The sequence below is a fragment of the Escherichia sp. MOD1-EC6819 genome (assembly GCF_002965765.1).
GTDB classification, from domain to species: Bacteria; Pseudomonadota; Gammaproteobacteria; order Enterobacterales; family Enterobacteriaceae; genus Escherichia; species Escherichia ruysiae.
The window spans coordinates 65,030-86,556 of the sequence record NZ_PTRG01000006.1 but is presented as its reverse complement, the minus strand read 5'-3'; the positions used below and the strand labels follow the sequence as shown (position 1 = coordinate 86,556).

Genomic DNA, 21,527 nt, shown 5'->3' with positions numbered 1-21,527 from the left:
ATGAAAAAAATACGATTACTGTTTTGCGCCATGCTGGTGCTGTGTTTTAGCCAGGGCGTTCAGGCGAAACTGGGGGCAGTCTATAATAATGTGCCAGTCTATTATGGTACGCTTGGTGCCACTGCAACGCTTCGTTTTTACCTTGATTTACTCACCACCACTGGGGTTTATCATGGGGAGTATTATCAGGATCGATCATATGGCGTCCATTATGGGGATCTTCCGAATAAATCATGGACGGGGCCAGGAAACATTCCTGCACCAAAAATAACGGTAATGTCAAGTGGTGATGGTGTCGTAGCAGATTCTTATTGTCCGGGCGTTAAAGAGATTGACCCAGATTTCGACTGGGAATGCTTAAAAATATTACTGACGATTGAGGTCAATGGTTCGGCGGAGACGTGCCCGTGGATGGTGGGGATGACGGCGAATAGTACTGTAAAGGTATTCATTAATTATCAATCGAAGTTCGAATACTATAGGGGGCCGACGACCTATACAACAACCTGCCCAGGTGAGCCATTAACAAATTATGATATCTCCTGGAGTGACAGCCGCGTTGAACACAGTAAGGTTTTGAATCTGAAATCAACAGGGTCAGTGATTGAACAAAACTTATCGACCTACCTGATGAAAGATGGTCAGCTCTGCGATGGCAGTAAAATGGATGAACGCGGCGCGTATTGTCGCTTTGTAAATCAGTTGATTACCTTTACTGCTGAAGGATGTGATGACGCTAAAGTGACGGTAGCGCCAACGCAACACCCTATTACCGATCGACAACTGCACGATATGTTAGTGCGTGTGGATACCAGTAGCAGGCAGCCCATAGACTCCACCTGCCGATTCCAGTATGTATTGAATATGCTGTAGCGCCCAGGCAGGATATGGCGTTTACGCCGCATCCGGCACTATTTGTCGGATGCGATGCTGACGCATCTTATCCGACCTGCAAATTCCATATCGGTTGCTGCCATTCAGTCGTGCGTAGGCTGGATAAGGCGTTTACGCCGCATCCGGCACTTTTTGTCGGATGCGATGCTGACGCATCTTATCCGACCTGCAAATTCTATATCCGGTTGTTGTCATTCAGGGCAATTCTGGCGGCAGCCACTCTTCCACTTCAATCAACACCAGCAACGCCGCGTCGCCACCATACTCTTTCGGTGCCTGGTGAAACGCCATGACATGCGGATGTTGCGCCAGCCACAGCGGCGTTTGCTGCTTCAAAATATGCTTCCCGTGACCATGCATCACACAGGCGCAAAACACATGCTCACGGCGGCAGGCGGCAATCAACGCGCCTAACTCTTGTTTGGCCTGAAGTTGCGTCAGACCATGCAGATCCAAAAACAGCTCCGGCGAATAATCGCCACGGCGCAGTTTCTTCGCCTCAAAATGACTCACATCCGGGCGAACATATTTCACCGGACCTTCGGTATTTAATAACGGCTGAAACTCATCAGAGAAATAATGGCTGGCATCAGCCTGCTCCTGAATCAACCGCTTGACCGGCACTTCGCTGACTTTCTTTCGTTGTGGACGATGGACAATCGTGTCCTGCTTAATTTTGCGAGTACCCGCCATCAACTGGCGAAACAGTGCCTGATCCTCCTCGCTGAGTGTTGTTTTCTTTTTCATTTATGTATCTCTGTTTTAATTTTCCTACAGTTTACCCGACTCGCAGCACAATCGATCGGTCAAAACATAATTTTCCTGCGTCATCGCCGCGTGAATGCTGATTTATCGTCATCTTCATGGCAAACTAGCCGCCGAAATTAATGCGACCATGCCCTGGAGGAATACGTGGATAAAATTTTCGTCGATGAAGCAGTAAATGAGCTGCAAACCATTCAGGACATGTTGCGCTGGTCGGTTAGCCGCTTCAGCGCGGCAAATATCTGGTACGGTCACGGCACAGACAACCCGTGGGACGAAGCAGTGCAACTGGTATTGCCATCGCTCTATCTGCCGCTGGATATTCCGGAAGATATGCGTAACGCCCGCCTGACCTCCAGCGAAAAACATCGTATTGTTGAGCGCGTGATCCGCCGCGTCAACGAACGTATTCCGGTGGCCTATCTGACCAACAAAGCCTGGTTCTGCGGTCACGAATTTTACGTCGATGAACGCGTACTGGTGCCTCGTTCGCCGATTGGTGAACTGATCAACAATAAATTTGCCGGGCTTATCAGCAAACAACCGCAGCATATTCTGGATATGTGCACTGGCAGCGGATGCATTGCCATTGCCTGCGCTTATGCCTTCCCGGAAGCGGAAGTTGATGCGGTGGATATCTCTCCCGACGCGCTGGCGGTTGCCGAACAGAACATCGAAGAACACGGTTTGATCCATAACGTCATTCCGATTCGATCCGATCTGTTCCGTGACTTGCCGAAAGTGCAGTACGACCTGATCGTCACCAACCCGCCGTATGTCGATGCGGAAGATATGTCCGACCTGCCAAACGAATATCGTCACGAGCCGGAACTGGGCCTGGCATCTGGCACTGACGGCCTGAAACTGACGCGCCGCATTCTCGGTAACGCGGCAGATTACCTTGCTGATGATGGCGTGCTGATTTGTGAAGTGGGCAACAGCATGGTACATCTTATGGAACAATATCCGGATGTTCCGTTCACCTGGCTGGAGTTTGATAACGGCGGCGACGGTGTGTTTATGCTCACCAAAGCGCAGCTTGTTGCGGCGCGGGAACATTTTGGAATTTATAAAGATTAAGTAAACACGCAAACACAACAATAACGGAGCCGTGATGGCTGGAAACACAATAGGACAACTCTTTCGCGTAACCACCTTCGGCGAATCGCACGGGCTGGCGCTCGGCTGTATCGTCGATGGTGTGCCGCCAGGCATCCCGCTCACGGAAGCGGATCTGCAACACGATCTCGACCGTCGTCGCCCAGGGACATCGCGCTATACCACCCAGCGCCGCGAGCCGGATCAGGTCAAAATTCTCTCCGGCGTTTTTGAAGGCGTCACCACCGGCACCAGCATTGGCTTGTTGATCGAAAACACCGATCAGCGTTCTCAGGATTACAGCGCGATTAAGGACGTTTTCCGCCCAGGCCATGCCGATTACACCTACGAACAAAAATACGGCTTGCGCGATTATCGCGGCGGCGGTCGTTCTTCCGCTCGTGAAACCGCCATGCGCGTTGCGGCAGGGGCGATTGCCAAAAAATATCTCGCTGAGAAATTTGGCATTGAAATTCGCGGCTGCCTGACCCAGATGGGCGATATTCCGCTGGAAATCAAAGACTGGTCGCAGGTTGAGCAAAATCCGTTCTTCTGCCCGGATCCGGACAAAATCGAAGCCTTAGATGAACTGATGCGTGCGCTGAAAAAAGAGGGCGACTCCATCGGTGCGAAAGTCACCGTTGTTGCCAGTGGCGTTCCTGCCGGACTTGGCGAGCCGGTCTTTGACCGCCTGGATGCCGACATCGCCCACGCGCTGATGAGCATCAACGCGGTGAAAGGCGTGGAAATTGGCGATGGTTTTGACGTGGTGGCGCTGCGCGGCAGCCAGAACCGCGACGAAATCACCAAAGACGGTTTCCAGAGCAACCATGCGGGCGGCATTCTCGGCGGTATCAGCAGCGGGCAGCAAATCATTGCCCATATGGCGCTGAAACCGACCTCCAGCATTACTGTGCCGGGGCGTACCATTAACCGCTTTGGCGAAGAAGTTGAGATGATCACCAAAGGCCGTCACGATCCCTGTGTCGGGATCCGCGCGGTGCCGATCGCTGAAGCGATGCTGGCGATCGTTTTAATGGATCACCTGCTACGGCAGCGGGCGCAAAATGCCGATGTGAAGACTGATATTCCACGCTGGTAAAAAATGAACAAAACCGCGATTGCGCTGCTGGCTCTGCTTGCCAGTAGCGCCAGCCTGGCAGCGACGCCGTGGCAAAAAATAACCCAACCTGTGCCGGGTAGCGCACAATCGATAGGCAGTTTTTCCAATGGCTGTATCGTCGGTGCTGACACGCTGCCGATACACTCCGAACATTATCAGGTGATGCGTACCGACCAGCGTCGCTATTTCGGACACCCGGATCTGGTGATGTTTATTCAGCGTCTGAGTAGCCAGGTGAACAATCTGGGCATGGGTACGGTGCTGATTGGCGATATGGGGATGCCCGCTGGTGGGCGTTTCAACGGCGGTCACGCCAGCCACCAGACCGGACTGGATGTTGATATCTTCCTGCAACTGCCAAAAATACGCTGGACTTCCGCGCAGCTCTTGCGTCCGCAAGCACTAAACTTAGTTTCCCGCGACGGTAAACACGTTGTTCCGACGCTGTGGAAGCCAGAAATTTTCAGCTTGATCAAACTCGCCGCCCAGGACAAAGACGTCACGCGCATTTTTGTTAATCCGGCGATTAAACAACAACTTTGCCTTGATGCGGGCACCGATCGCGACTGGTTGCGCAAAGTGCGACCCTGGTTCCAGCATCGCGCGCATATGCATGTACGATTACGTTGTCCTGCCGATAGTCTGGAGTGTGAAGATCAACCTTTACCGCCGCCGGGCGATGGCTGCGGGGCAGAACTGCAAAGCTGGTTTGAACCACCGAAACCAGGAACAACCAAGCCTGAGAAGAAGACACCGCCTCCGTTGCCGCCTTCCTGCCAGGCGCTACTGGATGAGCACGTGATCTAATGGAAACGTTTAATAGCCTGTTTATGGTCTCCCCGCTATTGCTGGGCGTTCTCTTTTTTGTCGCCATGCTGGCGGGATTTATTGACTCGATTGCCGGTGGCGGTGGGTTACTTACCATTCCGGCGTTAATGGCGGCGGGGATGTCTCCCGCTAACGCGCTGGCAACCAATAAACTGCAAGCCTGCGGCGGCTCTATTTCCGCCACTATCTACTTTATTCGCCGCAAAGTGGTTAGTTTAAGCGATCAGAAACTCAATATCGCCATGACCTTTGTCGGCTCAATGAGCGGCGCACTGCTGGTGCAATACGTTCAGGCTGATGTCTTACGGCAGATTTTGCCCATTCTGGTAATTTGTATCGGTCTCTATTTCTTGCTGATGCCCAAACTGGGAGAAGAAGATCGCCAGCGCCGGATGTACGGCCTACCTTTCGCGTTAATTGCTGGTGGTTGTGTCGGTTTTTACGATGGATTCTTTGGCCCGGCTGCCGGATCGTTTTACGCGCTGGCCTTCGTTACGCTGTGCGGATTCAACCTCGCCAAAGCCACGGCTCACGCTAAATTACTTAACGCAACGTCAAACATAGGCGGTTTGCTGCTGTTTATTCTCGGCGGCAAAGTGATTTGGGCGACAGGATTCGTGATGCTGGTGGGGCAGTTTCTCGGCGCGCGCATGGGTTCAAGACTGGTGTTGAGCAAAGGACAAAAGCTGATCCGCCCGATGATCGTTATTGTATCGGCGGTGATGAGTGCCAAATTACTTTATGATAGCCACGGACAGGAGATCCTCCACTGGTTGGGGATGAACTAATGAACAGTACACACCACTATGAGCAGTTGATTGAAATTTTTAATAGCTGCTTTGCCGATGAATTTAATACCCGTCTGATTAAAGGCGACGACGAACCGATCTATCTTCCTGCTGATGCGGAAATACCGTTTAACCGAATCGTCTTTGCTCATGGTTTTTATGCCAGCGCAATTCATGAGATTTCGCACTGGTGTATTGCCGGGAAAGCGCGCCGTGAACTGGTTGATTTCGGCTACTGGTATTGCCCGGACGGACGCGATGCCCAAACGCAAAGCCAGTTTGAAGATGTTGAAGTTAAGCCGCAGGCGCTGGACTGGTTGTTCTGCGTGGCGGCGGGATATCCGTTTAACGTTAGCTGCGACAATCTGGAAGGCGACTTCGAACCGGATCGCGTGGTGTTCCAGCGACGCGTACATGCGCAGGTGATGGATTATCTGGCAAACGGTATTCCCGAACGTCCGGCACGCTTCATAAACGCATTACAAAATTATTATCACACGCCGGAAATTACGGCGGAACAGTTCCCGTGGCCGGAAGAGCTCAACTGAAGCCAGCGCCACGTTTTACAATGAGGAAAGAAGATGATCGCGGAGTTTGAATCACGCATTCTGGCATTAATCGACGGTATGGTTGACCATGCCAGTGATGATGAGTTGTTTGCCAGTGGATATTTGCGTGGCCACCTGACGTTAGCCATCGCAGAACTGGAAAGTGGTGATGACCACTCCGCCCAGGCTGTGCATACAACCGTTAGCCAGAGTCTGGAAAAAGCCATTGGCGCCGGTGAATTGTCGCCGCGTGACCAGGCGCTGGTTACCGATATGTGGGAAAAACTGTTTCAGCAGGCGTCACAGCAGTAAGTTGTTGGCGTCTGGAGCACCATGCCTGATGCGACGCTTGCCGCGTCTTATCAGGCCTACATGTTACCGTAGGTCGGATAAGGCGTTCACGCCGCATCCGACAAACAATGCCAAAGCTGATTACCCGGCCTTCACCATTTTACCTTTCAACAATTTCCGTACCCATAACCGATTCGGATTTAACGCCGCCAGCGTACTGGCATCCATCGGAATCGGTTCGTCGCTCATCTGCGCCGCCAGAATTTCGGCACACAGCGGGGCAGAACACAAACCACGCGAACCCAAAGCTGCAAGCATAAACAGATCGTCATAAACCGGCGCGCTTACCGCCTCATCTTTCTGTTCCGCCAGCGAGGCATATTCCGCGAGCGTTGCGTCATAATCGGGAACATTGCCCACCATTGGCAGATGATCGCGGGTGGCACAACGTACACCGCAACGCGCCTCTTTATCACTGACATCGACTTCTGTCGTCCATTTCGCCTGCGGGAAACAATCAATCAACCGCTGGCGATTCTGCTGCTGATCATCTTCACTGTACGTCGTATCTTCACTACCGCGATGGTAACTGGCGCCAATACAATGATGCTGATTTGCCGGATTTTGCGGCGTGAGATAACCGTCATAACACAGCACCTGCTTCAGTTTCGCCAGTTCCGGTGTTGTCGGAATATGGCTAACCTGACCGGCAACTGAATACACCGGCAGAGGCGATGTTTGGCTGAAACGGCTAATTTGATGCCCGTTCGCCAGTACCACCACACTATGCGTCGCTTGCTTATCACCTGCAAAATTCAGCAACCAACAGTCATCCTTATGGGATAAGTCCTGTAACTGGTGTTGATAACGAATCTGTAAGCCTTGCTGTTGCGCCAGTTCCAGCACATTACGGGTCAGTTCTGCCGGGCACAACCAGCCACCTTGCGGATATGTAATACCGCCGCAATTTGTTACTACACCTGTAACGCCTTCAACCTCATTCGCCCCGACTGCAACAGCCAGATCTGCGGGTAAATCCATCGACAGCATCTGCGTGATTTTATGCTGGCTTTTCTCATCCCAGCCTAACTGCGTGACGCCGCACCAGTCATGATCAAATTTAACGGGCAATAAATCGTAAAGCCGACGAGCAAAAGTAAACGCATTAGAGAAAAAGCGGTTCAGCGCCTCATCATGTTTGCTTAATAACGGATACAGCGCCCCCTGACGATTGCCGGAAGCACCCAGCGCGGGGGCTTCATCCGCGCAATAAAGCGTTACCTGCCAGCCGCGACGCAACAGCGCCAGAGACAATAACGCGCTGGCGATACCGCCGCCGATAACTGCGGCTTCCCGTTTGCTGCTGCCTGTACGGTTAAACCACGGCGTGGAGGAGGGGAGTGGTAATGTCTGTTCCATTACGCCGCAAAGCATTTCCCGTTTTCGCCCAAAGCCCTTACGCTTTTGCATTGTGAATCCGGCTTCCTGCAAACCGCGACGGACAAATCCGGCAGAAGTGAAGGTCGCCAGCGTGCCGCCAGGACGCGCCAGACGCGCCATGGCATTAAACAGGTTTTGCGTCCACATATCCGGGTTTTTCGCGGGCGCAAAGCCGTCCAGAAACCAGGCATCCACTTTTTGATTCAGCGAATCGTCCAGTTGGCTGGTCAGTTCGTTAATGTCGCCAAACCATAAATCCAGCGTTACGCGTCCTTCATCGAGCAATAAACGATGGCAACCGGGTAAGGGTAAAGGCCACTGCGCCTGGAGTTGTTCCGCCCAAGGCGCCAGTTCCGGCCAGTGTTGATGCGCTAACGCTAAATCAGCACGGGTGAGGGGAAATTTCTCAAAACTAATGAAATGTAAGCGTTGTAATTGCGCCTGCGGATGCACTTCGCGAAACTGATCAAATGCCTGCCATAGCGTCAGGAAGTTTAATCCGGTGCCGAAGCCGCTCTCGGCTACCACAAACAGAGGATGTGGATGAGCAGGAAAACGTGCCTCTAATTGGTTACCTCCCAGAAAGACATAACGCGTCTCTTCCAGTCCGTTATCGTTGGAAAAATATACATCGTCAAAATCTTGGGAAACAGGTGTACCCTCAGCATTAAATTCGAGGTTGGCAGGTTGTATTGCGTAGTGTTTCACGTAAGTTACTCGTCTTACAGGCGGTGGCTCGATCTTAGCGATGTGTGTCAGGCTGCGCAAATTTCTCTATAAATTGTCTGATCGGACTTGTTCGGCGTACAAGTGTACGCTATTGTGCATTCGAAACTTACTCTATGTGCGACTTACAGAGGTATTGAATGAAACGTGCAGTGATTACTGGCCTGGGCATTGTTTCCAGCATCGGTAATAACCAGCAGGAAGTCCTGGCATCTCTGCGTGAAGGACGTTCAGGGATCACTTTCTCTCAGGAGCTGAAGGATTCCGGCATGCGTAGCCACGTCTGGGGCAACGTAAAACTGGATACCACTGGCCTCATTGACCGCAAAGTTGTGCGCTTTATGAGCGACGCATCCATCTATGCATTCCTTTCTATGGAGCAGGCAATTGCAGATGCTGGCCTCTCTCCGGAAGCTTACCAGAATAACCCGCGCGTTGGCCTGATTGCAGGTTCCGGCGGCGGTTCCCCGCGTTTCCAGGTGTTCGGCGCTGACGCAATGCGTGGCCCGCGCGGCCTGAAAGCGGTTGGCCCGTATGTGGTCACCAAAGCGATGGCATCTGGCGTTTCTGCCTGCCTCGCCACACCGTTTAAAATTCACGGTGTTAACTACTCCATCAGCTCCGCGTGTGCGACTTCCGCACACTGTATCGGTAACGCAGTCGAGCAGATCCAACTGGGCAAACAAGATATCGTGTTTGCTGGCGGCGGCGAAGAACTGTGCTGGGAAATGGCGTGCGAATTTGACGCAATGGGCGCGCTGTCTACCAAATACAACGACACCCCGGAAAAAGCCTCCCGTACTTATGACGCTCATCGTGATGGTTTCGTTATCGCTGGCGGCGGTGGTATGGTCGTGGTGGAAGAGCTGGAACACGCTCTGGCACGTGGCGCCCACATCTACGCTGAAATCGTTGGCTACGGCGCAACGTCTGATGGCGCAGATATGGTTGCTCCGTCTGGTGAAGGTGCGGTTCGCTGCATGAAGATGGCGATGCACGGCGTTGATACCCCAATCGACTACCTGAACTCTCACGGTACTTCAACTCCGGTTGGCGACGTGAAAGAGCTGGCGGCTATCCGTGAAGTGTTCGGCGATAAGAGCCCGGCGATTTCTGCAACCAAAGCAATGACCGGTCACTCACTGGGCGCGGCGGGTGTGCAGGAAGCTATCTACTCTCTGCTGATGCTGGAACACGGCTTTATCGCCCCGAGCATCAACATTGAAGAGCTGGACGAACAGGCGGCGGGTCTGAACATCGTGACCGAAACAACCGATCGCGAACTGACTACCGTTATGTCTAACAGCTTCGGCTTCGGCGGCACCAACGCCACGCTGGTAATGCGTAAGCTGAAAGATTAATAGATAGAGTCGGTCGGATAAAACGCGTCAGCGTCGCATCCGACACTAACGCAAAAGGGAGCCTGATGGTTCCCTTTTTCACATCATTGACAATTGCCGCCTGTTCCAGGCAAACTTCCCGCTTTGTCGATTTCCTTCTGAAAAGACGTAAGCGTTAAATCCTGCCAACGCACCGTAACCCTGAAACCAGAGAGATGAGACGGGGAAATTCCTCGCCTTGCGCTGCATTCTGGAGTAATGCATGACTGCTGTAAGCCAAACAGAAACACGATCTTCTGCCAATTTTTCACTCTTTCGTATCGCCTTTGCGGTTTTTCTAACTTACATGACCGTAGGGTTACCGTTGCCGGTTATCCCGCTGTTTGTTCATCATGAACTGGGCTATGGCAACACCATGGTCGGGATTGCCGTCGGCATTCAGTTTCTGGCTACGGTGCTGACGCGTGGCTACGCCGGGCGGCTGGCCGATCAATATGGCGCAAAACGTTCGGCGCTTCAGGGGATGTTAGCTTGTGGTCTGGCTGGCGGCGCGCTGCTGCTGGCGGCGCTGTTACCCGTCTCCGCACCGTTCAAATTTGCCCTGTTGGTCGTCGGGCGTTTGATTCTTGGCTTTGGTGAAAGCCAGTTACTGACGGGCGCTCTGACCTGGGGATTAGGCATCGTTGGGCCAAAACATTCCGGCAAAGTGATGTCATGGAACGGAATGGCGATTTACGGTGCCCTCGCTGTTGGTGCGCCGCTTGGCCTGTTGATTCATAGCCATTACGGTTTTGCCGCACTGGCGCTCACCACAATGGCATTACCCTTACTGGCGTGGGCCTGTAACGGCACAGTGCGCAAAGTACCGGCCCTGGCGGGAGAACGTCCATCGCTGTGGAGCGTTATCAGGCTTATCTGGAAACCAGGGTTAGGTTTGGCACTACAAGGCGTTGGTTTTGCGGTTATCGGGACTTTCGTTTCGCTCTACTTTGCCAGCAAAGGATGGGCGATGGCGGGCTTTACTCTTACCGCGTTTGGCGGCGCATTTGTCGTGATGCGCGTCATGTTTGGCTGGATGCCGGATCGTTTTGGCGGCGTAAAAGTGGCGATTGTCTCTCTGCTGGTGGAAACGATAGGCTTGTTGTTGCTCTGGCAGGCGCCGGCCGCGTGGGTCGCATTAGCAGGTGCGGCGTTAACCGGAGCAGGGTGTTCGCTTATTTTCCCTGCGCTGGGTGTGGAAGTGGTTAAACGTGTTCCTTCCCAGGTTCGCGGTACTGCGCTCGGCGGCTATGCCGCGTTTCAGGATATCGCCCTCGGCGTTTCCGGGCCGCTGGCGGGAGTGCTGGCGACCTCGTTTGGCTACTCTTCGGTATTTCTTGCTGGGGCGATATCGGCGGTGCTGGGGATTATCGTGACGATACTGTCGTTTCGCCGGTGTTAACTCACCAGCCAAACCAACATCACAACGATGACGACGAATAATATCCACAAGCTGGGGCGCATTGACATTTTTTGTATCGTGTCAATGAATGGGGTAAAGGGATTGAACAGCGGTTGAATATTACGCGGTTCAATGCCTTTCACCCGCCGCTGATAGAGCTGGTTAAGGATATCCTCGGCCTGTGCAGAAGTCAGGGCTGAATGCGTAGAAAGGCCATACTTTTGCTCAACATAGGTCGATAATACCGTCAGCTCGCTGGCATCCAGTGGCTGTTTTAGCGCCATCTGGAGCGACTCCAGCGTCGGTGTGTGTTGCTGACTTAACGCCTGACGCGCCTGTAACCAGGTGACGAGATGGTTAAACTGTTTCGCCGGAATCAACTCGCCATCTTTCACCCCTGAAAGTTCCAGCATCGATTGCCAGATCTGTTTACTGGGTTCCCCCGTGGCTGCCGCGAGTTTTGTGACCAGTTGCTTGAGCGTATTGTGCTCTGCTGGTAATAAAGGTCGCTCGGTCGCCTGGCGCTGTTGCGGCTGTGGGATAACCATCTTCCCTTCTTGTAGCAGAGTCAGGACGGTTTTTAATTGCTCCGGTGAGAGTTGATTCAGAGGTGTCTGGCCAAAATTATGCCGGATATAATCCGTGACGGCCTGACGATTATTCCCCAGACGTAAATATTCCCCCAATTGAGCCAGAAGTTGGCGGACAGAATAACTTTTTTGCGCAGATAGCAGACGTTGCGCAAGGTTTTGTTCTGCGGCCGGGAAGTGGCGTGAAAGCAAAGGTGAATCACCCGGCAGACCGATGTCGTGCTTTATATTGGCCCACAATTCCGCTCTCTGCTGTTGCGTCAGCGAAGTTATTTTGGTCATCAAACTTTCCAACGCGGTACGTTGCAAGCTGGATAAAGGTTGATTGCCTGCGCCAGACGACAGGTTATCCCCCTGCCCTGGTGGTTGCGCAGGAGGAAGGCCTGAAAGAGGTTGTATCATTATGTATCCTTATACCTGAAATCATCGCAAGTATGCCTGGCCGCGAGATTATGGCACACTTATCCGGTTAACTCTCGTTCTCATACAGGTAGCACAAACGTGAAAATCCTTGTTGATGAAAATATGCCTTATGCCCGCGAATTATTTAGCCGTCTGGGTGAGGTGAAAGCGGTTCCGGGGCGTCCAATTCCAGTCGCTGAACTGGATGATGCAGATGCGCTGATGGTGCGTTCAGTCACAAAAGTGAACGCGTCGCTGCTGACGGGGAAACCGATAAAATTTGTTGGCACTGCCACGGCAGGGACAGACCATGTTGATGAGGCATGGTTGAAGCAGGTGGGGATTGGTTTTTCTGCGGCACCTGGCTGTAATGCGATTGCGGTAGTGGAATACGTTTTCTCGTCATTGCTGATGCTTGCCGAACGCGATGGATTTTCACTGCATGACCGTACCGTGGGGATCGTGGGCGTCGGTAATGTCGGTCGTCGATTACAGGCGCGGCTGGAGGCGTTGGGGATTAAAACTTTGCTTTGCGATCCGCCACGCGCCGATCGTGGGGATGAGGGGGATTTCCGTTCTCTTGATGAGCTGGTTCAGCACGCGGATATTCTGACTTTCCATACGCCACTCTTCAAAGACGGACAGTACAAAACGCTACATCTGGCGGATGAAAAACTGATCCGTAGCCTTAAACCTGGAGCGATCCTGATTAACGCCTGCCGTGGCGCAGTCGTCGATAATACCGCCCTGCTGACCTGTCTGAACGAAGGTCAGAAATTAAGCGTGGTGCTGGATGTCTGGGAAGGCGAACCGGAACTCAACGTGGAACTGTTGAAGAAAGTGGATATCGGCACGCCGCATATTGCCGGTTATACCCTGGAAGGAAAAGCGCGCGGTACTACGCAAGTGTTTGAAGCCTATAGCAAGTTTATTGGTCATGAACAACACGTTGCGCTGGATACATTGCTGCCAACGCCAGAGTTTGGTCGCATTACGCTGCATGGCTCGCTCGATCAGCCAACGCTGAAAAGGCTGGTGCATTTGGTGTATGATGTGCGCCGCGATGACGCACCGCTGCGTAAAGTCGCCGGAATACCGGGTGAGTTTGATAAACTGCGCAAAAACTACCTTGAGCGCCGTGAATGGTCGTCTCTGTATGTGATCTGTGATGACGCCAGCGCGGCGGCATTACTGTGTAAACTGGGTTTTAACGCCGTTCATCATCCGGCACGTTAATCTCTTCTTCATGCTCTCTGCTGTAATATTGGCAGGGAGTTTTGCTATTTCTGGAGTAAACCACCATGTCTGAAGGCTGGAACATTGCCGTCCTGGGCGCAACTGGCGCTGTGGGCGAAGCCCTGCTTGAAACGCTGGCTGAACGTCAGTTCCCGGTTGGGGAAATTTATGCACTGGCACGTAACGAAAGCGCAGGCGAACAACTGCGCTTTGGTGGTAAGACAATCACCGTGCAGGATGCCGCTGAATTCGACTGGACGCAGGCGCAACTGGCATTTTTTGTCGCAGGCAAAGAAGCGACCGCTGCCTGGGTTGAAGAAGCGACTAACGCGGGTTGTCTGGTGATCGACAGCAGCGGATTGTTTGCTCTCGAACCCGACGTACCGCTGGTGGTGCCGGAAGTAAACCCGTTTGTACTGACCGATTACCGCAACCGGAATGTCATCGCCGTACCGGATAGCCTGACCAGCCAGTTACTGGCGGCACTGAAACCGTTAATCGATCAAGGCGGTTTGTCTCGTATCAGCGTCACCAGCCTGATTTCTGCCTCCGCCCAGGGTAAAAAAGCGGTCGATGCGTTAGCGGGGCAGAGCGCGAAACTGCTGAACGGTATTCCGATTGATGAAGAAGATTTCTTTGGGCGTCAGCTGGCGTTCAACATGCTGCCCTTATTGCCGGATCGCGAAGGTAGCGTGCGCGAAGAACGCCGTATCGTCGATGAAGTGCGCAAAATCATGCAGGACGAAGGACTGATGATCTCGGCAAGTGTTGTTCAGGCACCGGTATTTTACGGTCATGCCCAGATGGTCAATTTTGAAGCACTGCGTCCGCTGGCGGCAGAAGAAGCGCGTGATGCGTTTGCTCAAAGCGAAGATATTGAGCTTTCTGAAGAGAATGAATTTCCAACGCAGGTGGGCGATGCTTCCGGGTCGCCGCATCTTTCTGTTGGTTGCGTGCGTAATGACTATGGTATGCCGGAGCAAATTCAGTTCTGGTCGGTGGCTGATAACGTTCGCTTTGGCGGCGCATTGATGGCAGTGAAGATCGCTGAAAAACTGGTGCAGGAGTACCTGTACTAATGTCCGACCAGCAACAACCGCCAGTTTATAAAATTGCGCTGGGCATTGAGTACGACGGCAGCAGATATTACGGCTGGCAACGGCAGAACGAAGTTCGCAGCGTGCAGGAGAAGCTGGAAAAGGCGCTCTCGCAGGTGGCGAACGAACCGATCACCGTCTTCTGCGCCGGGCGTACCGACGCAGGCGTACACGGCACCGGGCAGGTTGTGCATTTCGAAACGACCGCGCAGCGCAAAGACGCTGCGTGGACGTTGGGCGTAAATGCGAATTTACCTGGTGACATCGCCGTGCGTTGGGTTAAAGCTGTACCCGATGATTTTCATGCCAGATTTAGCGCCACGGCTCGCCGTTATCGCTACATCATCTACAATCATCGCCTGCGCCCGGCAGTGCTGAGTAAAGGGGTAACCCACTTTTACGAACCGCTGGACGCCGAACGGATGCATCGGGCTGCACAATGTCTGCTGGGCGAGAATGATTTCACCTCGTTTCGCGCGGTGCAATGTCAGTCCCGAACGCCGTGGCGCAACGTTATGCATATCAACGTCACGCGTCACGGTCCTTATGTGGTGGTGGATATCAAAGCGAATGCCTTTGTACACCATATGGTGAGGAATATTGTAGGCAGCCTGATGGAAGTCGGTGCCCACAACCAGCCAGAGAGCTGGATAGCAGAGCTGTTGGCGGCAAAGGACAGAACGCTGGCGGCAGCAACGGCGAAAGCGGAAGGTCTATATCTGGTTGCGGTGGATTACCCTGACCGGTTTGATCTTCCAAAGCCGCCAATGGGCCCGCTATTTCTGGCGGACTAACGAGAATAATGCTCTGAACATTTCAGGCCGTAGCCAACGCAGTTACGGCCTGAAAGAGTAAGAGCAAAAGGCATAGGCAATTATGGACCTGATTTATTTCCTCATCGATTTTATCCTGCACATTGATGTGCATCTGGCGGAGCTGGTCGCAGAGTATGGCGTCTGGGTTTATGCCATCCTGTTTTTGATTTTGTTCTGTGAAACCGGTCTGGTGGTGACACCGTTTCTGCCGGGAGATTCGCTGCTGTTTGTCGCTGGAGCACTGGCTTCGCTTGAAACCAACGATCTCAATGTTCATATGATGGTCGTACTGATGTTAATTGCCGCGATTGTTGGTGATGCGGTCAACTACACCATCGGGCGATTGTTCGGCGAGAAATTATTCAGTAATCCGAACTCGAAAATTTTCCGCCGTAGTTATCTCGACAAAACGCATCAGTTTTATGAGAAACACGGTGGCAAAACCATTATTCTTGCCCGTTTTGTGCCAATCGTCAGAACGTTCGCCCCGTTCGTTGCGGGGATGGGCCACATGTCGTACCGTCATTTCGCCGCTTACAATGTGATCGGCGCGCTGTTATGGGTGCTGCTTTTTACCTACGCAGGCTATTTCTTCGGTACAATCCCAATGGTTCAGGATAACCTTAAGCTGCTGATCGTCGGGATTATTGTGGTTTCCATATTGCCGGGCGTCATCGAAATTATCCGTCACAAACGCGCTGCGGCACGCGCCGCAAAATAAAGTAACTCGGCGGTTCGACCACTTTTTTATCCAAAGTTTCGGGCTGTTATGTTTTAATGTGCAACATTGATGGTCTGTTGGGGGCAAAAATGGCATTATGCGTCCCCAAAGATAAAACTGGCATCGAACCAGGTTCAGACAGAAAGGTCCCTAATGAGCTGGATTGAACGAATTAAAAGCAACATTACTCCCACCCGCAAGGCAAGCATTCCTGAAGGTGTGTGGACTAAGTGTGATAGCTGCGGTCAGGTTTTATACCGTGCAGAGCTGGAACGTAATCTTGAGGTCTGTCCGAAGTGTGACCATCACATGCGTATGACGGCGCGTAATCGCCTGCATAGCCTGTTAGATGAAGGAAGCCTTGTGGAGCTGGGTAGCGAGCTTGAGCCGAAAGATGTGCTGAAGTTCCGTGACTCCAAAAAGTATAAAGATCGTCTGGCATCAGCACAGAAAGAAACCGGCGAAAAAGACGCGCTGGTCGTAATGAAAGGCACCCTGTATGGAATGCCGGTCGTTGCTGCTGCCTTCGAATTTGCCTTTATGGGCGGTTCAATGGGATCCGTAGTGGGTGCTCGTTTTGTGCGTGCCGTTGAGCAGGCGCTGGAAGACAACTGCCCGCTTATCTGCTTTTCCGCCTCTGGTGGCGCACGTATGCAAGAGGCGCTGATGTCGCTGATGCAGATGGCGAAAACCTCTGCGGCGCTGGCGAAAATGCAAGAGCGCGGTCTGCCGTACATTTCCGTGCTGACCGATCCGACCATGGGCGGTGTTTCTGCAAGTTTCGCGATGCTTGGCGATCTCAATATTGCTGAACCGAAAGCGTTGATCGGCTTTGCCGGCCCGCGTGTGATTGAACAGACCGTTCGCGAAAAACTGCCGCCGGGATTCCAGCGCAGTGAGTTCCTGATCGAAAAAGGCGCGATCGACATGATCGTCCGTCGTCCGGAAATGCGCCTGAAACTGGCGAGCATTCTGGCGAAGCTGATGAATCTGCCAGCGCCAAATCCTGAAGCGCCACGTGAAGGCGAAGTGGTGCCACCAGCACCGGATCAGGAACCTGAGGCCTGATAACTGATAAGGGCAGGGCCGCTGGCTCTGCCCTTTTGCTATTATCCCCGTAATGAATCAGCGGATACCATGATTATCAAACGCACACCTCAAGCCGCGTCGCCTTTGGCTTCGTGGCTTTCTTATCTGGAAAACCTGCACAGTAAGACTATCGATCTCGGCCTTGAGCGCGTAAGCCAGGTGGCAGCGCGTCTCGGCGTTCTGAAACCAGCACCGTTTGTGTTTACCGTCGCGGGTACTAATGGCAAAGGCACAACCTGCCGCACGCTGGAATCGATACTCATGGCGGCAGGGTACAAAGTGGGTGTTTACAGTTCGCCGCATCTGGTGCGTTATACCGAGCGCGTTCGTGTGCAGGGTCAGGAACTACCAGAATCGGCCCACACCGCCTCTTTTGCTGAGATTGAATCGGCACGCGGTGATATTTCCCTGACCTATTTTGAATACGGCACGTTGTCGGCGCTGTGGCTGTTTAAACAGGCGCAACTTGATGTGGTAATTCTGGAAGTGGGGCTGGGTGGTCGTCTGGATGCCACCAATATTGTCGATGCTGATGTGGCTGTGGTGACCAGCATTGCGCTGGATCATACCGACTGGCTGGGGCCAGATCGCGAAAGCATTGGTCGCGAGAAAGCGGGGATCTTCCGCAGTGAAAGACCGGCGATCGTTGGTGAACCTGAAATGCCGTACACCATCGCCGATGTAGCGCATGAGAAGGGCGCACTGTTGCGACGTCGAGGCGTAGAGTGGAATTATTTCGTCAGCGACCATGGCTGGTCGTTTACTGACGCAAACGGTACGCTGGAAAACCTGCCGTTACCGCTTGTCCCACAACCGAATGCCGCAACGGCGCTGGCTGCGCTGCGTGCCAGCGGTCTGGAGGTCAGTGAACAGGCAATTCGCGATGGCATTGCCAGCGCAATTTTGCCGGGACGTTTCCAGATTGTGAGCGAGTCGCCACGCGTCATTTTTGATGTCGCCCATAATCCCCATGCGGCAGAATATCTTACCGGGCGTATGAAAGCGTTACCGAAAAAGGGGCGCGTACTGGCAGTAATCGGTATGCTACATGATAAAGATATTGCTGGTACATTGGCCTGGTTGAAAAGCGTGGTGGATGACTGGTATTGTGCGCCACTGGAAGGGCCGCGCGGTGCCACGGCAGAACAACTGCTTGAGCATTTGGGTAACGGCAAATCATTTGATAGCGTTGCGCAGGCATGGGATGCCGCAATGGCAGACGCTAAACCGGAAGATACCGTGCTGGTGTGTGGTTCATTCCACACGGTCGCACATGTCATGGAAGTGATTGACGCGAGGAGAAGCGGTGGCGAGTAAGTTTCAGAATCGGTTAGTTGGCACAATAGTGCTGGTGGCGCTGGGAGTGATTGTGCTGCCAGGGCTGCTGGACGGGCAGAAAAAACATTATCAGGATGAGTTCGCGGCAATCCCGCTGGTGCCTAAAGCGGGCGATCGTGATGAGCCTGATATGATGCCAGCCGCTACCCAGGCATTGCCGACACAGCCGCCGGAAGGGGCTGCAGAGGAGGTGCGTGCGGGCGATGCTGCGGCACCTTCGCTCGATCCGGCAATCATTGCAGCCAATAATACCGAGTTTGAACCGGAACCTGCACTGGTCGCTCCGCCGAAGCCGAAACCGGTGGAACCGCCTAAACCGAAAGTGGAAGCACCTGCGCCGAAGCCAGAACCGAAACCGGTCGTGGAGGAAAAAGCTGCACCGACGGGTAAAGCGTATGTTGTGCAACTGGGTGCGCTGAAAAATGCCGACAAAGTGAATGAGATTGTTGGTAAATTGCGCGGTGCGGGATACCGGGTTTATACGTCGCCGTCAACGCCAGTACAGGGTAAAATTACCCGTATTCTGGTTGGGCCGGATGCCTCGAAAGAGAAGCTGAAAGGCTCGCTGGGTGAGCTGAAGCAACTTTCTGGCTTAAGCGGCGTGGTAATGGGCTATACGCCGAATTAATACGGTTTTGCCTGATGCGACGCTGGCGCGTCTTATCAGGCCTACGCAGGGGTAGAACCGTAGGTCGGATAAGGCGTTCACGCCGCATCCGACATGTATTGCCCGATGCCGCAAAGGCAAAAAAAAACGATGGCGTTGAATGTTTTTTCAGCGCCATTTTTATTGATGCACGGGAAGGAAATCCCTACGCAAACGTTTTCTTTTTCTGTTAGAATGCGCCCCGAACAGGATGACAGGGCGTAAAATCGTGGGACACATATGGTCTGGATTGATTACGCCATAATCGCGGTGATTGCTTTTTCCTCTCTGGTTAGCCTGATCCGTGGCTTTGTTCGTGAAGCGTTATCGCTGGTGACATGGGGTTGTGCTTTCTTTGTCGCCAGTCATTACTACACTTACCTGTCAGTCTGGTTTACGGGCTTTGAAGACGAACTGGTTCGAAATGGGATTGCCATCGCGGTACTGTTTATTGCCACACTTATCGTTGGCGCTATCGTGAACTTCGTGATAGGCCAGCTAGTGGAGAAAACAGGGTTGTCAGGCACCGATCGGGTGCTGGGCGTCTGTTTCGGTGCGTTGCGTGGTGTGCTGATTGTTGCTGCCATTCTTTTCTTTCTTGACTCCTTTACCGGAGTGTCGAAAAGCGAAGACTGGAGCAAATCACAGCTGATTCCACAGTTCAGTTTTATCATCAGATGGTTTTTTGATTATCTGCAAAGCTCGTCAAGTTTCTTGCCCAGAGCGTAAGTGCTCTGAGATGTGGCTTAACGAGGAAAAAGACGTATGTGCGGTATTGTCGGTATCGCCGGTGTTATGCCGGTTAACCAATCGATTTATGATGCCTTAACGGTGCTTCAGCATCGCGGTCAGGATGCCGCCGGCATCATCACCATTGATGCCAATAACTGCTTCCGTTTGCGTAAAGCGAACGGGCTGGTGAGCGATGTATTTGAAGCTCGCCATATGCAGCGTTTACAGGGCAATATGGGCATTGGTCATGTGCGTTACCCTACGGCTGGCAGCTCCAGCGCCTCTGAAGCACAGCCGTTTTACGTTAACTCCCCGTATGGCATCACGCTTGCCCATAATGGCAATCTGACTAATGCTCACGAGTTGCGTAAAAAGCTGTTTGAAGAAAAACGCCGCCACATCAACACCACTTCCGACTCGGAAATTCTGCTCAATATCTTCGCCAGCGAACTGGACAACTTTCGCCATTATCCGCTGGAAGCCGACAACATTTTTGCTGCCATTGCCGCCACAAACCGCCTGATCCGTGGCGCGTATGCCTGTGTGGCGATGATTATCGGTCACGGTATGGTTGCTTTCCGCGATCCTAACGGCATTCGTCCGCTGGTGTTAGGAAAACGCGATATTGATGAGAATCGCACAGAATATATGGTCGCTTCTGAAAGCGTTGCGCTCGACACCCTGGGCTTTGAGTTCCTGCGTGATGTCGCACCGGGTGAAGCGATTTACATCACTGAAGATGGTCAGTTGTTTACCCGCCAGTGTGCCGATAATCCAGTCAGCAATCCATGCCTGTTTGAGTATGTTTACTTTGCCCGCCCGGACTCGTTCATCGACAAAATTTCCGTTTACAGCGCGCGTGTGAATATGGGAACGAAGCTTGGCGAAAAAATTGCCCGTGAATGGGAAGATCTGGATATCGACGTGGTTATTCCGATCCCGGAAACTTCCTGCGATATCGCACTGGAAATTGCTCGTATTCTGGGTAAACCGTACCGTCAGGGGTTTGTCAAAAATCGTTACGTTGGTCGCACCTTTATCATGCCGGGTCAGCAACTGCGTCGTAAGTCCGTGCGGCGTAAACTGAACGCTAACCGCGCCGAGTTCCGCGATAAAAACGTCCTGCTGGTCGATGACTCTATCGTCCGTGGCACCACCTCTGAGCAAATTATCGAGATGGCGCGTGAAGCCGGAGCGAAGAAAGTGTACCTCGCTTCTGCGGCACCGGAAATCCGCTTCCCGAACGTTTACGGTATTGATATGCCGAGCGCCACGGAGCTTATCGCCCACGGTCGTGAAGTAGATGAAATTCGCCAGATCATCGGTGCTGACGGTCTGATTTTCCAGGATCTGAACGATCTGATCGAAGCCGTTCGCGCTGAAAACCCGGATATCCAGCAGTTTGAATGCTCGGTGTTCAACGGCGTCTACGTCACCAAAGATGTTGATCAGGGCTATCTCGATTTCCTCGATACTTTACGTAATGACGACGCCAAAGCAGTGCAACGTCAGAACGAAGTGGAAAATCTCGAAATGCATAACGAAGGATGATGCCTTCACGCAGGGTGCCAGTCTGGCA

The 21,527-nt window shown here is 52.8% G+C and carries 21 protein-coding genes; 18 read left to right on the top strand and 3 right to left on the bottom strand.

Translation table 11 applies throughout. The features are described 5' to 3' along the window. Complete coding sequence (locus tag A7Z06_RS10150; RefSeq protein ID WP_000723849.1) at nt 1-873, top strand: StfH/YfcO family fimbrial adhesin; 873 nt, start codon at nt 1-3, stop codon at nt 871-873. A 216-nt stretch (nt 874-1,089) separates the two neighbouring features. Here the strand turns inward: A7Z06_RS10150 and smrB are convergent, their stop codons facing one another. Next, complete coding sequence (gene smrB / locus A7Z06_RS10145; RefSeq protein ID WP_000730816.1) at nt 1,090-1,641, bottom strand: endonuclease SmrB; 552 nt, start codon at nt 1,639-1,641, stop codon at nt 1,090-1,092. A 165-nt stretch (nt 1,642-1,806) separates the two neighbouring features. Between smrB and prmB the strand changes: the two genes are divergently transcribed. Genes prmB through A7Z06_RS10115 form a run of 6 tightly spaced genes read left to right on the top strand, consistent with a single transcriptional unit; the run spans nt 1,807 to nt 6,356 of the window. After that, on the top strand, nt 1,807-2,739 hold the full coding sequence (gene prmB / locus A7Z06_RS10140) for a 50S ribosomal protein L3 N(5)-glutamine methyltransferase (RefSeq protein ID WP_010346713.1): 933 nt from the start codon (nt 1,807-1,809) through the stop codon (nt 2,737-2,739). A gap of 34 nt (nt 2,740-2,773) precedes the next feature. After that, entirely contained in the window at nt 2,774-3,859 is a 1,086-nt protein-coding gene (gene aroC / locus A7Z06_RS10135) for a chorismate synthase (protein WP_001353064.1), read from the top strand. 3 nt (nt 3,860-3,862) lie between these two features. Continuing rightward, nucleotides 3,863-4,687 (top strand): penicillin-insensitive murein endopeptidase, encoded by an 825-nt coding sequence (mepA, locus tag A7Z06_RS10130; RefSeq protein ID WP_001043797.1) that lies wholly within the window; start codon nt 3,863-3,865, stop codon nt 4,685-4,687. Beyond that, entirely contained in the window at nt 4,687-5,496 is an 810-nt protein-coding gene (locus tag A7Z06_RS10125) for a sulfite exporter TauE/SafE family protein (RefSeq protein WP_000447361.1), read from the top strand. Before mepA ends, A7Z06_RS10125 begins: the two co-directional genes overlap by 1 nt. Beyond that, nucleotides 5,496-6,044, top strand: coding sequence for an elongation factor P hydroxylase (epmC, locus tag A7Z06_RS10120; protein ID WP_001089228.1), 549 nt, complete (start codon nt 5,496-5,498; stop codon nt 6,042-6,044). Before A7Z06_RS10125 ends, epmC begins: the two co-directional genes overlap by 1 nt. A 33-nt stretch (nt 6,045-6,077) precedes the next feature. Further along, on the top strand, nt 6,078-6,356 hold the full coding sequence (locus A7Z06_RS10115) for a YfcL family protein (RefSeq protein ID WP_000559762.1): 279 nt from the start codon (nt 6,078-6,080) through the stop codon (nt 6,354-6,356). A 120-nt stretch (nt 6,357-6,476) separates the two neighbouring features. Here A7Z06_RS10115 and mnmC read toward each other — a convergent pair whose 3' ends face one another. Continuing rightward, the gene (gene mnmC / locus A7Z06_RS10110; protein ID WP_000683532.1) at nt 6,477-8,483 is read right to left on the bottom strand and encodes a bifunctional tRNA (5-methylaminomethyl-2-thiouridine)(34)-methyltransferase MnmD/FAD-dependent 5-carboxymethylaminomethyl-2-thiouridine(34) oxidoreductase MnmC; all 2,007 of its coding nucleotides are present in this window, start codon (nt 8,481-8,483) and stop codon (nt 6,477-6,479) included. Between the two features lie 158 nt (nt 8,484-8,641). Between mnmC and fabB the strand changes: the two genes are divergently transcribed. Both fabB and A7Z06_RS10095 read left to right on the top strand, forming a co-directional pair. Next, on the top strand, nt 8,642-9,862 hold the full coding sequence (gene fabB, locus A7Z06_RS10105) for a beta-ketoacyl-ACP synthase I (protein ID WP_000817178.1): 1,221 nt from the start codon (nt 8,642-8,644) through the stop codon (nt 9,860-9,862). 241 nt (nt 9,863-10,103) lie between these two features. Next, nucleotides 10,104-11,282, top strand: coding sequence for an MFS transporter (locus A7Z06_RS10095; RefSeq protein WP_105279414.1), 1,179 nt, complete (start codon nt 10,104-10,106; stop codon nt 11,280-11,282). Here A7Z06_RS10095 and flk read toward each other — a convergent pair. Beyond that, entirely contained in the window at nt 11,279-12,274 is a 996-nt protein-coding gene (flk, locus tag A7Z06_RS10090; protein ID WP_000615849.1) for a flagella biosynthesis regulator Flk, read from the bottom strand. The two genes, A7Z06_RS10095 and flk, sit on opposite strands and share 4 nt — an antisense overlap. A 99-nt stretch (nt 12,275-12,373) precedes the next feature. Between flk and pdxB the strand changes: the two genes are divergently transcribed. The 9 genes from pdxB (at nt 12,374) to purF (ending at nt 21,499) form a co-directional block, all read left to right on the top strand. Beyond that, nucleotides 12,374-13,510 carry a 4-phosphoerythronate dehydrogenase PdxB gene (pdxB, locus tag A7Z06_RS10085; protein ID WP_000699163.1) on the top strand — a complete coding sequence of 379 codons (1,137 nt, stop codon included), beginning with the start codon at nt 12,374-12,376 and terminating at the stop codon, nt 13,508-13,510. 65 nt (nt 13,511-13,575) lie between these two features. Further along, nucleotides 13,576-14,589, top strand: a complete 1,014-nt coding sequence (locus A7Z06_RS10080; protein ID WP_001289156.1) for an aspartate-semialdehyde dehydrogenase — start codon at nt 13,576-13,578, stop codon at nt 14,587-14,589. Continuing rightward, entirely contained in the window at nt 14,589-15,401 is an 813-nt protein-coding gene (truA, locus tag A7Z06_RS10075) for a tRNA pseudouridine(38-40) synthase TruA (RefSeq protein WP_001283597.1), read from the top strand. The genes A7Z06_RS10080 and truA overlap by 1 nt, the downstream gene beginning before the upstream one ends. A gap of 82 nt (nt 15,402-15,483) precedes the next feature. Beyond that, on the top strand, nt 15,484-16,143 hold the full coding sequence (locus A7Z06_RS10070) for a DedA family protein (protein WP_000364335.1): 660 nt from the start codon (nt 15,484-15,486) through the stop codon (nt 16,141-16,143). A gap of 153 nt (nt 16,144-16,296) precedes the next feature. Beyond that, nucleotides 16,297-17,211: an acetyl-CoA carboxylase, carboxyltransferase subunit beta gene (accD, locus tag A7Z06_RS10065; RefSeq protein WP_000118402.1), complete on the top strand. Its 915-nt coding sequence runs from the start codon at nt 16,297-16,299 to the stop codon at nt 17,209-17,211. A gap of 69 nt (nt 17,212-17,280) precedes the next feature. Next, the gene (folC, locus tag A7Z06_RS10060; RefSeq protein ID WP_000584589.1) at nt 17,281-18,549 is read left to right on the top strand and encodes a bifunctional tetrahydrofolate synthase/dihydrofolate synthase; all 1,269 of its coding nucleotides are present in this window, start codon (nt 17,281-17,283) and stop codon (nt 18,547-18,549) included. Next, a complete protein-coding gene (gene dedD / locus A7Z06_RS10055) occupies nt 18,539-19,198 on the top strand; it encodes a cell division protein DedD (protein WP_000146982.1) in 660 nt (219 codons plus the stop codon). Before folC ends, dedD begins: the two co-directional genes overlap by 11 nt. 258 nt (nt 19,199-19,456) lie before the next feature. Next, nucleotides 19,457-19,945 carry a colicin V production protein gene (gene cvpA / locus A7Z06_RS10045; RefSeq protein ID WP_000262113.1) on the top strand — a complete coding sequence of 163 codons (489 nt, stop codon included), beginning with the start codon at nt 19,457-19,459 and terminating at the stop codon, nt 19,943-19,945. Nucleotides 19,946-19,981: 36 nt separating this feature from the next. Then, a complete protein-coding gene (purF, locus tag A7Z06_RS10040; RefSeq protein WP_000334227.1) occupies nt 19,982-21,499 on the top strand; it encodes an amidophosphoribosyltransferase in 1,518 nt (505 codons plus the stop codon). The last annotated feature ends 28 nt before the right edge of the window (nt 21,500-21,527 follow it).

Excerpts from the sequence above, each read along its gene's own strand:
- mepA (WP_001043797.1), top strand. The coding sequence starts at position 3,863 with ATGAACAAAACCGCGATTGCGCTGCTGGCTCTGCTTGCCAGTAGCGCC.
- A7Z06_RS10125 (WP_000447361.1), top strand. The coding sequence starts at position 4,687 with ATGGAAACGTTTAATAGCCTGTTTATGGTCTCCCCGCTATTGCTGGGC.
- A7Z06_RS10080 (WP_001289156.1), top strand. The coding sequence starts at position 13,576 with ATGTCTGAAGGCTGGAACATTGCCGTCCTGGGCGCAACTGGCGCTGTG.
- A7Z06_RS10150 (WP_000723849.1), top strand. The coding sequence starts at position 1 with ATGAAAAAAATACGATTACTGTTTTGCGCCATGCTGGTGCTGTGTTTT.
- aroC (WP_001353064.1), top strand. The coding sequence starts at position 2,774 with ATGGCTGGAAACACAATAGGACAACTCTTTCGCGTAACCACCTTCGGC.
- accD (WP_000118402.1), top strand. The coding sequence starts at position 16,297 with ATGAGCTGGATTGAACGAATTAAAAGCAACATTACTCCCACCCGCAAG.
- truA (WP_001283597.1), top strand. The coding sequence starts at position 14,589 with ATGTCCGACCAGCAACAACCGCCAGTTTATAAAATTGCGCTGGGCATT.
- fabB (WP_000817178.1), top strand. The coding sequence starts at position 8,642 with ATGAAACGTGCAGTGATTACTGGCCTGGGCATTGTTTCCAGCATCGGT.
- A7Z06_RS10095 (WP_105279414.1), top strand. The coding sequence starts at position 10,104 with ATGACTGCTGTAAGCCAAACAGAAACACGATCTTCTGCCAATTTTTCA.
- epmC (WP_001089228.1), top strand. The coding sequence starts at position 5,496 with ATGAACAGTACACACCACTATGAGCAGTTGATTGAAATTTTTAATAGC.
- flk (WP_000615849.1), bottom strand. The coding sequence starts at position 12,274 with ATGATACAACCTCTTTCAGGCCTTCCTCCTGCGCAACCACCAGGGCAG.
- A7Z06_RS10070 (WP_000364335.1), top strand. The coding sequence starts at position 15,484 with ATGGACCTGATTTATTTCCTCATCGATTTTATCCTGCACATTGATGTG.
- folC (WP_000584589.1), top strand. The coding sequence starts at position 17,281 with ATGATTATCAAACGCACACCTCAAGCCGCGTCGCCTTTGGCTTCGTGG.
- A7Z06_RS10115 (WP_000559762.1), top strand. The coding sequence starts at position 6,078 with ATGATCGCGGAGTTTGAATCACGCATTCTGGCATTAATCGACGGTATG.
- smrB (WP_000730816.1), bottom strand. The coding sequence starts at position 1,641 with ATGAAAAAGAAAACAACACTCAGCGAGGAGGATCAGGCACTGTTTCGC.
- cvpA (WP_000262113.1), top strand. The coding sequence starts at position 19,457 with ATGGTCTGGATTGATTACGCCATAATCGCGGTGATTGCTTTTTCCTCT.
- purF (WP_000334227.1), top strand. The coding sequence starts at position 19,982 with ATGTGCGGTATTGTCGGTATCGCCGGTGTTATGCCGGTTAACCAATCG.